This is a genomic window from Actinomadura sp. NPDC049753 (assembly GCF_040674655.1).
Classification (GTDB): domain Bacteria; phylum Actinomycetota; class Actinomycetes; order Streptosporangiales; family Streptosporangiaceae; genus Spirillospora; species Spirillospora verrucosospora.
On the sequence record NZ_JBFARL010000094.1, the window covers coordinates 16,605 to 30,366 of the forward strand.

10 protein-coding genes are annotated in these 13,762 nt (G+C 71.2%); 4 read left to right on the plus strand and 6 right to left on the minus strand.

All coding sequences use genetic code 11. The features are described 5' to 3' along the window. Positions 1–55: 55 nt before the first annotated feature. A complete protein-coding gene (locus tag AB0K37_RS23490; protein WP_363984447.1) occupies positions 56–2,266 on the plus strand; it encodes a DHA2 family efflux MFS transporter permease subunit in 2,211 nt (736 codons plus the stop codon). A gap of 9 nt (positions 2,267–2,275) precedes the next feature. Further along, entirely contained in the window at positions 2,276–3,505 is a 1,230-nt protein-coding gene (locus AB0K37_RS23495) for a glycosyltransferase (RefSeq protein ID WP_363984449.1), read from the plus strand. Positions 3,506–3,515: 10 nt separating this feature from the next. On the opposite strand, the gene AB0K37_RS23500 is transcribed toward AB0K37_RS23495, so the two are convergent. The 4 genes from AB0K37_RS23500 to AB0K37_RS23515 form a co-directional block, all read right to left on the minus strand. Next, positions 3,516–6,263 (minus strand): MMPL family transporter, encoded by a 2,748-nt coding sequence (locus AB0K37_RS23500; RefSeq protein WP_363984451.1) that lies wholly within the window; start codon positions 6,261–6,263, stop codon positions 3,516–3,518. 63 nt (positions 6,264–6,326) lie between these two features. Further along, positions 6,327–8,114, minus strand: coding sequence for a fatty acyl-AMP ligase (locus AB0K37_RS23505; protein WP_363984453.1), 1,788 nt, complete (start codon positions 8,112–8,114; stop codon positions 6,327–6,329). A 271-nt stretch (positions 8,115–8,385) separates the two neighbouring features. After that, a complete protein-coding gene (locus AB0K37_RS23510) occupies positions 8,386–8,634 on the minus strand; it encodes a zf-TFIIB domain-containing protein (RefSeq protein WP_363984455.1) in 249 nt (82 codons plus the stop codon). Between the two features lie 156 nt (positions 8,635–8,790). Continuing rightward, complete coding sequence (locus AB0K37_RS23515; RefSeq protein WP_363984457.1) at positions 8,791–8,964, minus strand: hypothetical protein; 174 nt, start codon at positions 8,962–8,964, stop codon at positions 8,791–8,793. 1,964 nt (positions 8,965–10,928) lie between these two features. On the opposite strand from AB0K37_RS23515, the gene AB0K37_RS23520 reads away from it, so the two are divergent. Then, positions 10,929–11,678, plus strand: coding sequence for an IclR family transcriptional regulator (locus tag AB0K37_RS23520; protein ID WP_363984459.1), 750 nt, complete (start codon positions 10,929–10,931; stop codon positions 11,676–11,678). Between the two features lie 13 nt (positions 11,679–11,691). Here the strand turns inward: AB0K37_RS23520 and AB0K37_RS23525 are convergent, their stop codons facing one another. Then, positions 11,692–12,054, minus strand: a complete 363-nt coding sequence (locus tag AB0K37_RS23525; RefSeq protein WP_185029272.1) for a YkvA family protein — start codon at positions 12,052–12,054, stop codon at positions 11,692–11,694. A gap of 343 nt (positions 12,055–12,397) precedes the next feature. Here AB0K37_RS23525 and AB0K37_RS23530 point away from each other — a divergent pair, with 343 nt between their 5' ends. Continuing rightward, positions 12,398–13,384, plus strand: coding sequence for a hypothetical protein (locus tag AB0K37_RS23530; protein ID WP_363984462.1), 987 nt, complete (start codon positions 12,398–12,400; stop codon positions 13,382–13,384). A gap of 52 nt (positions 13,385–13,436) precedes the next feature. Here the strand turns inward: AB0K37_RS23530 and AB0K37_RS23535 are convergent. After that, on the minus strand, positions 13,437–13,762 hold a 326-nt coding region (locus AB0K37_RS23535; RefSeq protein WP_363984464.1), incomplete at its 5' end, for a septal ring lytic transglycosylase RlpA family protein.

Here is a 13,762-nt window from a genome sequence, read left to right on the forward strand (position 1 = left end):
GTTCACGCCGTACGGACTGTTGACCCGCGGCCGATACCGATGGGCGCTGGCGGTGGTGGCCGTCAGCGCATTCATGATCACCATGGACAACACGGTGGTCGCGAACGCGCTGCCCACCATCATGAGCGACCTCGACATGTCCAACTCGGCCAAGGACTGGGTCGCCACCGGCTACATCCTGATGTTCTCCTGCCTGATGGTGGCGGGCGGGCGGCTCACCGACGTCTTCGGCTGCCGCGTCACCTTCGTGACCGGGATGGTCGTCTTCACCGCCGCGTCCGCCGTCTGCGGCCTCGCCCCCGACTCGGCGACCCTCATCCTCGCCCGCGTCACGCAGGGCGCCGGCGCCGCCCTGGCCCTCCCCGCCACGCAGGTCATGGTCACCGTCGGGCGCACCGACAAGCAGCGCTCACTCGGCACGATCGTCTGGGTCGGCGCCGGCGCCAGCGCCACCGCCCTCGGCCCCACCATCGGCGGCTTCATCGTCCAGCAGTGGAGCTGGGGCTGGATCTTCCTGATCAACATCGTCCCCGGCGTCCTGGTCACCCTGCTCGGCTTGGTCGTCCTCACCGGCAGGGGTGAGAACCGCGACGCCCGGGTCGACCTGCCCGGCGTCCTCATCTCCGCCACGATGCTGTTCGCCTTCACCTACGGGCTGGAGTCGGGCAACAAGCACGGCTGGGCCGACCCGTCCGTCCTCAGCGTGTTCGCCCTCGCGTTCATCGCCCTGGCCTGCTTCGTCCTGGTGGAGAGCTGGGCCCCCGACCCGATGATCAATCTGCGGTTCTTCCGCAACCGGGTCTTCGCGGGCGGCCTGCTCTCGCAGATGCTCTACGGCATCGGCTTCAACGGGATGATCTTCTATTCGGCGACGTTCCTGCAGCGCTTCCTCGGCTTCTCCCCGCCCCAGGCGGGCCTGGTGATGCTGCCGCCGTCCATCGCCATCATGGTCATGACGCCCGTCGCGTTCTGGCTGGCCGCCAAGCTCGGCCCGCGCCCCGCCATCGGCGGCGGCCTCGCCCTCATGGCCTTCGGCATGTTCCTGTTCTCCACCATCCAGCAGGGGGACGGCTACGCCGACCTCATGCCCGGCGTCATGGTCGTCGGCGTCGGCGCCGCGATGGGCATGCCGCTCGTCATGTACGTCCTGAAGGCCGTCCCGGAGCAGCAGGCGGGCGTCGCGAGCGGCATCATCAACGTCATCCGCGAGGCGTCGGGCGCCTTCGGGATCGCCATCCTCGGCCTGCTCATCCACCACGTCCCCGCGGAGGGCGCGAGCGCCGCCGAGCTGGAGACGTTCCGCAGCGGCACGTCCTCGGGCCTCGTCCTCGGCGCGGCCCTCGTCCTCGTCGGCGGCCTGATCAGCGGCCTCACCCTCCCCAGCCGCCGCGGCTGGCTGGGGCCCAAGCACGGGAAGTCCTCACCCCTCGTCGAACCCGCGCCCCGCCACCCCGACCCGTCCCCTCGCGATCCCGTCCCCGCACTGACCGCCCCGGTCGCCGTCGCCACCCCGCCGGGCGAGCCCCTCCCACTTCCCCTCACCTGGGAGGAAGAACCCATGCCCGAACCCACCCCGGGCCCCCACTGGTGGACCGACACGGATCCGAAATCCCCCGACGACACCTCCACCTGGGCCGCCGAAACCCCCTGGCCCCCGCCTCCTCCCGCCGCCAACCCCTGGAAGGACTGGCCCACCGCCGAGCCACCGCCCGGCACTCCCGCGTCCGCCCCATCGGCAGAGGCCCCCGCACGGGTTCCCCCACGGGCGACCGAGGCGCTCCCCTTCACTCCCACCTCGCCGCACCCCAAGCCGACCGACCGGACCGGCGAACAAGGCACAGGCGAAGAAGGCCCCGGCAGCACCTCCCCCTGGGCACCCCCGGAACCCCCACCGAGCGACCTCGCCCAGCCCCCCGGCTCCCCGCAGACACCCAGCACGCAAGGCCTGCGAACGGCCGTCCCTTCTGAAAACGCAGAGGCCTTGCCGAGCGCACCGAGCGCAAGCGAGACCGTTAGAGCGCCTGCCACGCAGGGGGACGAAGGGGCAGCGCCGATCGAAAGCACCCTGGCGGAGCCCCCAGAGGGCCTCCCGGCCGAAGACGCGAAAACCCTGCCGGACGAAAGCCCGAGAGAGCCCAGTGAGCAGGCCGACCTCGACGAGGACGGGGAGCGGCCGGCGCCGCCGGAGGGGTGGTACGAGCCTTACGTGCCCGAGGCGGAGCCGGTGGAGGAGCCTCGCATCGTCCCGCGCAGTGACGCCTGGTAGGAGGTAGACGTGAGCCGGATCGTGATCTTCGCGGCGGGGTCGCGGGGGGACATCCAGCCCTGCGTGGCGCTGGGGCGGGCGCTGCGGGCGCGGGGGGACGAGGTGCGGCTGGTGGCCAGTGCGCGGTACTCGCCGATGGTCGTCGCGGCGGGGCTGGAGCTCGCGCCGCTCACGGCGGATCCGACGGAGATCCTCGAATCGGACGCCGGGCAGGAGTTGCTGGCCGGGGGCCGGAATCCGGTGAAGTTCCTCGGCGGCTTCCGGCGCATCCTCGGGCCGATGGCCGAACGGCTGCTGGCGGAGTGTTCGGACGCTTGTAAAGGCGCGGATCTGATCCTGGGACCCACGCTGGGATTCCTTCCGCGGCACCTGGGCGAACATCTCGGTGTTCCGTGGGCATTGATCCATTTCCAGCCGAGCGAGCCGACCGGGGCGTTCCCGCACCCGTTCGTCCCGCAGGCGCGCATGCTCGGGCCGTGGGCGAATCGGGCCAGCTTCCGCGCGGTCGATCAGATCGCGTGGCAACTGTCGCGCCCGTTCATCAACCCGTGGCGGGACGAGGTGCTGGGGTTGCCGCGGCTGCGGCTGCGGGGGCGGCGGGCCGATGGCGGGCCGGTGCTCGCGTGCTTCAGTCCGGTGGTGGTTCCGCGCCCCCGAGACTGGGCCTCGAACGTGAACCTGACGGGCTACTGGTTCCTTGACGAGCCGGAGTGGGAGCCTCCCGCGGACCTCGCGGATTTCCTGGCGGCGGGGCCCGCGCCGGTGTACGTCGGGTTCGGGAGCATGGTGCCGAAGGACTCCGCGATGACCGGGATGGTCGTGCGGACGGCCCTGAAGCTCGCCGGAGTCCGCGGCATCGTGCAAGGCGACCCGGCGACGTCGGACGAGGACGTGTTCGCCGTCCGGGACGTGCCGCACTCGTGGCTGTTCCCGCGCATGGCGGCGGTCGTGCACCACGGGGGCGCCGGCACGACGGCGGCGGGGCTGCGGGCGGGTGTGCCCACCGTGGTGTGCCCGTTCTTCGGCGACCAGCCGTACTGGGGCGAACGCGTCGCCGCGCTGGGGGCGGGGCCCGCCCCGCTGCCGTTCCGCGCGATGACGGTCCCCCGGCTCGCCAGGAAGATCCGCCGTGCGGTCCGGGACCAGGGGATGGCCGACCGGGCGAGCGAGTCGGGGCGGCGCATCCGCGACGAGGACGGCATCGGACGGGCCCAGGAGATCATTGACTCGCTCCTGTGACGGGCAGGTGTCAGGGAGTGTCCTCTTCCTCGCCCCAGTGCCAGCCCGAGCCGTCCGCATTGGGGACGATCACGCGCCGGGTGCGCGGTGCGGGGCGCGGCACCGGCTGCGGCGGGCCGTCCGCCCACGGCGCCCAGGGCGCCCCATCGGGCTCGGAAGCCCGGCGGGGCCCCGCGCCGCCGGCGGCCGACTGGAAGACCAGCTTCGGCGACGCGTCCCCGTTCGGCTGCGGTTCGGCCTGGAACGCGGCGTTCGCGTCCGCTCGCTGACGGGCGCGCGGCACGTCCGCGGGCGCCTCGGGCGCCATGCCTGATGGAGCCTTCGGCTCCACGGTGTCCGGGCGGCCGTTTCCGTTCGCCGGCACGGTGCCGGGGGGAGGCGGGGTCGATTCCGCCCAGTCGATGGCGTAGGGGAAGGGTTGCTCGTCCGGGAGGCGGGGCGGGGCCACGGTGGCGCCGTCCGGGACGAGGACGGTGCGTTCGCGCAGGTCCATGCGGGCGTGCAGGCCGGCGAGGAAGCCCGGCAGCCACCAGTTGGCCGCGCCCATGAAGCGCATCGTGGCGGGGACGAGGAGGGAGCGGACGAGGGCGGCGTCCACGACGACGGCCACGAACATGCCGACGCCGATCAGCTTCACGACGGTGATCCCGGCCATGCTGAACGCGGCGATGACGAGGAGGAAGAGCAGCGCGGCGCTGGTGATGATGCCGCCCGTGTGCTGCATGCCGGACGCGACCGCGACGCGGTTGTCGTGCGTGAGGTCCCACTCCTCGCGGATGCGGCTCAGCAGGAAGACCTCGTAGTCCATGGACAGGCCGAACACGACCGCGAGGATGAGGATCATGCTGGTGGCCTCGACCCCGCCGGTGGGGGTGAAGTCCAGCAGCCCGGCGAGGTGCCCGTACTGGAAGCCCCAGACGATCGCGCCGAACGAGGCGCCGATCGACAGGACGTTCATGACGATGGCCTTCAGCGGCAGGACGATCGAGCCGAAGAACATGAACAGCAGGACGAACGTGGCGACCCCGACGACGAGCGCCATCTTCGGCAGGGATCTCATCAGGCTCGACATCAGGTCCATCTGGCCGGCGGTGCTGCCCCCGACGTCGATGTGCATCGGGTAGCCGTCCTTGGTCAGGCTCATCGCGCGGATCTTGGTGACGAGGTCCTGAGCACGCTGGTCCATCGGCTCGTACTTGTGCGTGACGGAGATGCGCACGCCCCCGTACGAGCCGGAGTAGCCCGTGAACTGGGCCTCGGTGACGCCGGGAAGGGACGCGAGCTGCTTCCGGAACTGCTCCAGGTAGGGCGGGATGGGGTCGCCCTTGCCGGACGGCGTCCAGTCGCGCGGGATGAGGTCTCCGGACACCACCACGTCGATGGGCTCGACGGTTCCGTTGGGGAAGTCCCTCTTGATGGTCTCCACCACGGCGCGGGTGGGGCTGTCCTTGGGAAGGACACGGGCGTCCACGCTGCCGAACTGGACGTTGAGGAACGGGACGAACATGACGCCCAGGATGACGAGCACGACCGCGAAGTACGGGAGCGGATGCTTCATCACGCTGTGGCCGAGTCGGTACCAGAAGCCGCTCTCCGGGTCTCGCCGTGCGCGCTTGGCGGAGGGGCGCCGCCACCACATCTGCCCGCCCTCGACACGCGGCCCCAGAAGAGCCAAGAGCGTCGGCAGCAGGACGGTGGCTCCGAACACCGCGACCATGACGGTGGCTATGCCGGCGAGCCCGATCGTCCGGAGGAACATCTGCGGGAAGAGCAGAAGGCCTGCGAGAGCCGCGGAGACGGTGACGCCGCTGACCATGATGGTGCGGCCCGCGGTCGCCATGGTGGCGGCCAGCGCGGCTTCACGGATGGGTTTGAGCGCCGTCCTGTGCGCCTCCTTGGCGGCCTTGCGGGCCGCCTTGTCGCGTTCTCGCTTCCAGGGTTTTCCTGGTGGCAGACCTTGCGCGGTCATCCCGCGCTGAAGTTCCTCACGGAAACGGCTGATGATGAACAGGGAGTAGTCGATCGCCAGGCCGACGCCCATCATCGTGACGACTTCCAAGGCGAAGGACGTCACGTCCGCCGCGTACGTCACCACGTGCAGGACGGCCAGCCCCCCGACCGTCGAGAAGACGCCCACGAAGATGGGCAGGACCGAGGCCGTCACGGCGCCGAACAGGATGACGAGCAGGATGAGCAGGGGCAGCGCGGTGATGGTCTCCGCGCGGACGATGTCGGCCACGACCTGCTGGCCGAACTCCTCGCCCAGCGGGACGCTGCCGCCGTACCGGACGTCGAGCCCCGGCGCGGCCAGGCTGTCCTTGACGGCGTGGTAGTTCTCCGACTTGTCCGCGCCCTCCGTGCCCTTCAGCTTCACCGCGACGAAGGTCGAGTGCCGGTCATGGGAGGCGAACGTGCGCGCGGCCTCGCCGTTGAACGACCAGTAGGAGATGATCTCGTCGACCCGGGCCCTGGGCAGCCGCGCGATGGTGGTGACGACACTCGCCTCGAAGCGCGGGTCGTCCACCGTCATGGTGTCGCTCGAATACAGGACGAGGACGTCGGGGTTGGTGCTGCCGAAGTAGGTCGCGCCCAGCTTGGCGACGAGCGTCGAGGACGCGTCGGGGTCCTCGAAGCCGCCCTCCTTGAACTTGGCGAACACGCCGAGTCCCCAGGCGCCCGCCACCCCGGTCATGATCAGGATCAGGACGAGGCTGGTCCAGCGTCGCCGGTGGATGAGACGCCCCAGCCCCGAAAGCATGATCCTCCTGTTTCGCCGCGGCCGCCCGGAGACTCCCTCGCCCCCGCACGGCCGGTTCCGTCGTCACCTGCGAGACGCCAGCCGCTCCGCGGTCGTCGCCAGGTCGCCGTCCAGGTAGCGCTGCCGGGTCGCGGCCCGTGCGATCTTCCCGCTGGAGGTGCGCGACACGCCACCCGGTTCGATCAATAGGAACGCGTGGACGCTCATCTCGTGCTCGACGTTGACGGCCGCGCGGACCGCCGACTCCACCTCGTCCACGTCGAGCCGACCGAGGGGGACGCGGCGGTTGCGCTCGGCGACGACCACGAGCCGCTCGGTCTCCTCCCCGGTGAGCGCGAACGCGGCCACGTGGTCGGGGCGGACCGCCGGGTGGGCCTCCTGCGCGGTGACCTCGATGTCCTGCGGGTAGTGGTTGCGGCCGTCCACGATGATGAGGTCCTTGATACGGCCGGTCACATAGAGCTCGCCCTCGTGGACGACCCCGTAGTCGCCGGTCTTCATCCACGGCCCGGACGGCAGGTCCCCGGGCTCGGACAGCTCGCCGCCGAACGTCTCCCGGCTCCGCTCGGAGTTGCGCCAGTAGCCGGGCGCCGTGTTGGGGCCGTGCACCCAGATCTCGCCGACCCGCCCGTCCGGCTGCTCGACGCGGGCCTCGGGGTCGACGATCGCGACGATCTGCCCGCACGGGCGCCCGCACGACACCAGCGCGGTCGTCCCGTCGGCGCCGTCCTCGCGGAGCCGCAGGTCGCCCTGGGTGAGCGCCTCCCGGTCCACGAAGATGATCTTCGGCGGGACGTCCTCGGCGGCGGCCGTGACGAACACGGTCGCCTCGGCCAGCCCGTAGCCCGGCGCCTGCGCGCCGGGACGCAGCCCGGCCGGCGCCAGCGCGTCGGCGAACGTCGACAGTGTCGAGGTGCGGATCGGCTCCGCGCCGTTCAGGCAGGTCGTCAGCCCGGACAGGTCCAGGTCGGCGATCTTCTCCGGCGAGGCCATGGACGCGACGTACTCGTAGGCGAAGTTCGGCCCGGCGGTGTAGACGTTCTTGCCGGGGCGCTCCGCGATGAGCTGCAGCCACCGCATCGGGTTCATGATGAACGAGACGGGGTCGGTGTAGATGGCGTGGTCGCCGCGCACCAGCGGCAGCGCCATCGTCGCGATCAGGCCCATGTCGTGGAACAGCGGCAGCCAGCTCACCAGTTCGGGGTCCGGCTTCTCGGGCGCCCACCCGGCCCACAGCTGCGCGGCGTTCGCCGTCACGTTCCCGTGGGTGATCTCCACTCCGGCCGGCCGGCGCGTCGATCCCGACGTGTACTGCAGGTAGGCGACGTCGTCGAACGCGACCGTCTCGTCCTGCCAGCGGTCCGCCAGGGCGAGGTCGACCTCCTCGGCGAACAGGATCTCCTTCGGCTGCGGGACGTCGTGGTCGGCCAGGAACTTCTCCACGTGCGGCAGCGCGTTACGCGTCGTGACGATCACCGCGGGCTCGGCGTCGGTGTAGGCGCCGATCAGCCGGTCGGCGTGGCCCGGCAGGTCGGGCGAGAACAGCGGGACCGCGATGACGTGCGCGTACAGGGCGCCGAGCATGGTCATCATGTATTCGAGCGTCTGCGGCAGCAGCAGTGCGGCGCGCTCCCCGGGCCCGGTGACCTGCCGGAGCGCCACCGCCGTCGCGCGCGCCCGCCGGTCGGTCTCGGCCCAGCTCAGCGTGAGGTGCGCGCCGGACGGGTCGGCCGAGTAGTCGACGAAGGTGTAGGCCGGGGCGTCCGGCTTCTCCCTCGCCCACCGCGCGACCCGCTCGATCAGCGGGATGCGGCCGGGCAGGAGTTCGGGAAGCAGCGAGCCCAATGCCATTGATCATCTCCCGAGGGGACGGGCCGGACGGGGCCGTGGACGGTGCTGTGAGGGGGGTTGCACTCCGCCGGCGAAGGTGCGCCGCGCCTGCCGGACGACTCTGTCTGGACGCCCCCGGTGACCGGCGATGATCACAAAGCTACCGGATGGTAGTCAGTGGGCGATATTAGCTCCCGGTCACATTCGCCGAAGCACGGTTTGTCATCCCCGTGACAAGAGGAAATTCCCTTTCACACCTGGGCTTCCGGCCGGTCACCGACCGTGCCCGGGGCTACCGCCCGGCGGAGAAGATCTGCTGCACGATGCCCCGGCGGTGCCGCCCCTGGTACGTCGTCTCCGGGTTCACCTCGTCCGGGAGCTCGGCGAGGTAGCGGCTCTCCGCGTCGATGAGCTGCTCCAGCTCGCCGCGGTCGAGGAAGACGCCCTTGCATCCCGGGCATTCCTCGATCACGACCCCGTGACGTTCGTGGGTGTCGAGCGTGGAGTCGCACTTCGGGCACTGCAGCGTCGCGTCTGACATACCGGATCCCCTGTCCGTCACGCCCGCGTTTACCGTCGCCGGTCAGCATACTGACACCGAGCCCTTTTCGGGTCGATACCAGGACACTCATCCGCCGATTCGGACGCGGGACCGAGGGAGACATCCGATCGATTCGCCCCGACCCCTTCGTCGACATCAGCCCGTTCTGCCCTGCTCTGCCCGGGACTCGGCGCGGCTGAGCGCTCTCCGGCGCCGCGCCACCACGATGCAGGCCGCGCCCCACAAAAGGCCGATCTCGGCCACCACGGCCACGGAGAGGACGACCGCCCAGTCCGTCCCGTCCCCTTCCTCCGCGCTGGTCGGGGACATCAGGCTCGTATGACCCGCATCGGCCACCGGCGGCAGGTTCGGAGGCTTCACGGGCGGCAGGACGACGGGCGCCGACGGCATCGGCAGCGCCTGTCCAGGCAGATTCGGAGCAACCGGAACCCCGGTACTCGGCTGCCCAACCCCGCCCGGCGTCCCCGGCCCGTCCACAACAGGCCCGGCTCCCGGAGGCAGACCACCCCCGTCCGGCTGAGCACCCGCCTGCGACTCACCGCCCTGGCTCGGATTCCTGGTCTCCCCCGGCTTGGCGCTCGCACTCGGCTCAACGCCATGCGAAGGCTCCACACCCTGCGAAGGCGCCGGGCCGTGCGATGGCTTGCTGTCAACACTCGGCTTCGCATCATCGGACGGCTTCGCATCATCGGACGGCTTAGCGCTGTGACTCGGCTTAGCGCTGTGAGGCGGCAGAACACTAGACGGCGGCTTAGCGCTCTCGCGCGGCTTGTCGCTATGGGACGGCACAGCAATGTGGGGGTGCTCCCCCTCAACCGTCGTCGGACACGGCCACCCGTTCACTGTCGTGCTGCCACTCACGCATGGCGTAGACGGCCCACCCGGCCCCACCGGCCGTGGGTGGGCCTTCGGGGTCGGCTTCCGATTAGGACTCGGCTTAACACCGTGGGTCGCCCCACTGGACGACCCACACGGCCGCCCAGCCCCGCCACCACACTGCGAGGGCGCACCTCCCGCTCCCGAAGAAGAACTGGACGGCTGAACGTCAGGCGTCTGGCTACTCCTAGACGGCGAGGGACACGTCCGCCCACTCACGCCAACCTTGCCCTCTACACAATGCGTAGGCGTGCCCCCACTCGACTGCGAACGGGGGCTCAACTTGGCCCCATGAGCCGACCCACCCCCAGGAGACGACACACAGAGGCGGCCACTCTTGTGGGAGGGGGCGGCCACACACGGCGTCGACGCACCGCCCCCACCGGACTGCGAACCAGACCGCGGCTTGGCCCCGTGAGCCGACCCGCCCCCAGAAGACGAGGCGCACGGCCGACCACTCTTGCCCGAGTCGCCAGCAACGCATGGCGTCGACGCGCCATCCGCGCCAGACTGCGAACTTTGGTTCGGCTTGGCGACGGGTACGGGCTCGCACGGGTGGAGGGGCGCGCTGGTGTTGCTCCGCTCGCAGGGCGGCGGCTTCGTCGGACACCACTTGGCGGCGCGGCTCTCCTCGCCGGTGCAGGGCATGAGCTCATTCCCGGCGGACGGGCTTTGCGTCGGGCTGGTGCTGGACGGATTCGGTGACGTGCCGTTCAGCGCGTTCCGGGCGGATTTGGAGAAGTCGAAGACCGCGCGGGTCGAGCGGCGTGGGGCGTTCGAGGCCTCCGCTACGGCCAGGATGCTCAGCGGCTTCCCGGACGGCCCCTTCACCATGGATTCTGGGAATCGGACGGTCCCGCTGCGTAGGCGCCCACCCGAGCCCACATCGCCCAGAGTGCAGCGCAGGCCCTGACCGGGGCCTAGGGGCGAGCAGTCCGGCGTGCGGCTCGTCCAGGACAACGGGCGGTCAGCCGTGAGGCGCAGGCCGACCTTGCGGGCTACGCCGCCCTCGGCGCGCACCCGGACGGTGAAGGGCAGCGTGTATTCGGAGCCCTGGATCGTGACGCCGCCGGGTGACATGGACACGCGCAGCCTCACCTTGGACGGGGCCGCCTCCGGTATCGCCTGAGCGGCGGGGCTCATCAGCATGAGCGGCGCGGCCAGCGCGCTGCTCACCGTGATCGCGCCCCAGCGGGCTCTACGACGCTCCCCTCGCACAAGCTCCCCCTAGCGGTTCCTCACGGCCACCCGGGGGGCGGTGGCAGCGATGTCGGACACAATGAGTTATTGCCGTGTCACTCGCCGAAGTAACGTGCCGCATCGCGTCAACCCGCCCTCTTTCGCATAGCGAAATCAAATCTCCGTAGAATCGGGGGGTCGAGGGAGAGGAGTCACGGGTGACGGAGGGCGTTCGGTCGCTGGCCCGCGCGTTCGAGCTGCTGGAGCATCTGGCGGACGCGGGCGGCGAGATGGCGCTGTCGGAGCTGACGGAGGCCTCCGGGCTGCCGATGCCGACGATCTACCGGCTGATGCGGACGCTGGTCAACCAGGGTTACGTCCGGCAGGAGCCGTCCAAGCGCTATGCCCTGGGCCCGCGCCTCATCCGGCTCGGCGAGGGTGCGAGCCGCCTGCTCGGCACGTGGGCGCGCCCGGTGCTGGCCCGGCTGGTGGAGGAGGTCGGCGAGACGGCCAACATGGCGGTCCTGGAAGGGGACGAGGCCGTGTACGTGGCGCAGGTGCCGTCCAAGCACTCGATGCGGATGTTCACCGAGGTGGGGCGGCGAGTCCAGCCGCACTGCACGGGCGTGGGGAAGGCGCTTCTGGCGCAACTGCCCGACCAGCGGGTCCGCGAGATCCTCGCCAGGACGGGCATGGACGCGCACACGCCCAACACCTTCACGGACGCGGAAGCCCTGCTGGCGGAACTGGACCAGATCCGCCGGCAGGGCTACGCGCTGGACGACGAGGAGCAGGAGATCGGGGTCCGCTGCGTCGCGGTGGCGCTGCAAGGCGCGCCGACGCTGACGGCGATCTCGGTGTCGGGGCCTTCCGGGCGGATGACGCACGAGGCCGTTCCGAACGTCGTGCCCATCATGCGTGACGCCGCCGACCGGTTCGCCAAGGAGCTCGGCCCGACCGCTTCCTGAGGTCGTGCGCTCGTCAGTCGACGGGCTCGCCGACGATGACGGTGGGGCGTCCGCCGCGCTCCCAGGCGACGAAGTCGCCCGCGGACTTCACCAGGACGGAGGCCAGCCACAGGGCCAGGCCCGTGTCGTCGGCGATGCCCACGACGGGGATGACATCGGGAATGGCGTCGATCGGGGAGATGATGTAGACGAGCCCCAGGGCGAGCAGTCCGAGCGTCCCGAAGGACATCCCCTTGTACTGCCCGCGCAGGACGGACTTCAGCATCCTGGGGACGGCGCGGACGCGCTCCCAGAATCCCGGTGCGTCGGGTTCGAGCGTCTCGCGGTAGATATGCCAGGCCTGCCCGGCGGCGGCCGCACTGCGCTTCCTGTCCACCAGCACTCCTCGTATCGGGACGTCTGTGAGGGCGCGCCCCCGCAACGCCCACGTACGACTAGGACGCGACGAGTGCCGGGTTTGTTCCCTTCGATCGATCATGAGGTGCGGGTCACAGTCGGACCACTCCGGTCGCCGCGGAAGGCTCGCCGAGCGGATCCGGTGGTCACGCCCCTCCACGTGACCTCGGGTGAGGTGTTCATCACTCTCATGGTCGGCGTGCGGCGGTTCGCGGCGTGTCGGCTGGCTTCCGCTGCGAGCATGGGGGATCCGGGGGGAGCGCCGCCTCCGCCCGGCACGACCGGCATGGCCCGTCGAGCATCGCAGGAGCTGACGTACCGATATGAGCGGCGACCATACGAACCGCCCCGTCCACGGCACCGCGGCAGGCGACGCCTACGTCGCGCTGCCCCCGACGGCCGTCGACGCGACCGCGTCCGGCCCGACCCGGCTCATCGTGGCCTGGCCCGGCTTCGACCCGCCCCGGACGGCGAGCGCGCTGGCGACGGCGATCCCGATGACGGGCGTGCCCGTGTGGCGCGTCTACCTGGACCTGCCCGGGCGCTCGCCCGGCGGTCTCGGCTCCGGCGCGATCCTGGAGACCGAGAGCATCGAGGCGTACGGCGCGGCCCTGGAGAACGCCGTCCGGCGGCTGCCTGACGCGCTCGCGCAGATCCGCCGCGACCTCGACGTCCCGGACGGCCCGGTCGGCCTCGCCGGCTTCAGCGCGGGCGCCGCGGCCGCTCTGCTCGCCGTCGCGCACGGTGCGGTCCCGGTGAGCACCGCCGCGCTGGTCGCGCCCGTCGTCGCCCCGGCTCGCGCCGCGCGGGCGGTGGAGAAGCGGTCCGGTTCGGAACGCGCCTGGAGCGAGCACGCCGTCGCGCTCGCCGACCGGCTCGACCTCGGGGCACTCGCCGCCGACATCGCCGGACGCGACGTCCCGGTCCTGCTCGTCGGCGGCGCCAAGGACCGCGTCGTCCCCGCACGGGAGATCACGACGCTCCGCGACGAGCTGCGCAGGCACGGCGGCCAGGCGGAGTCCACCACGTTCCGGATGGGGCACGCACTGGCCGCCGAGCCCGGCACCGAGCCGCGCCCGCCGATCACCGAGGCCGTCCGGGTCGACGGCGTCCTCACCGACTGGTTCCGCGACCGCCTCGCCACCCTCACGCCAGCGGCGGCGGAGGCCGCGCAGGCCGCGCCCGCCGGCGGACCGGCCGAGGCGAACGGTGACACGCAGCCGATGGAGCGGCGGCACGGTTCGTGGTCGTCCGGCGCCGGGAACGTTCCGGACACCCGGACGGGCGCCGGGCTGGGACACGGGTTCTGACCGCCCGGCGGGCGCGCTGACGCGCCCGCCGAGCGGGTGGGAACCGACGGGATCAACCCTTGGACAGGACCTCGTAGCGGACGGGAATGACACCCGATCCGGTGCCGCCGACCTTCTTCATGGCGGCCTTGGACAGGTCCAGGCAGCGTCCGCCCGCGTACGGGCCGCGGTCGTTGATGCGGACGACCACCGAACGGTCGTTGTTCTTGTTGGTCACGCGGACCTTCGAACCCATCGGCAGCGTCTTGTGCGCCGCCGTCAGCTCGGTCGGGTCGAAGCGCTCGCCGCTCGCGGTCATCTGCCCCTCCCAGTAGTAGGAGGCTTCGCAGGAACCCGACTCCACGACCTTGTCCCGCTTCTTCTTGCGCTTCGCCAGCT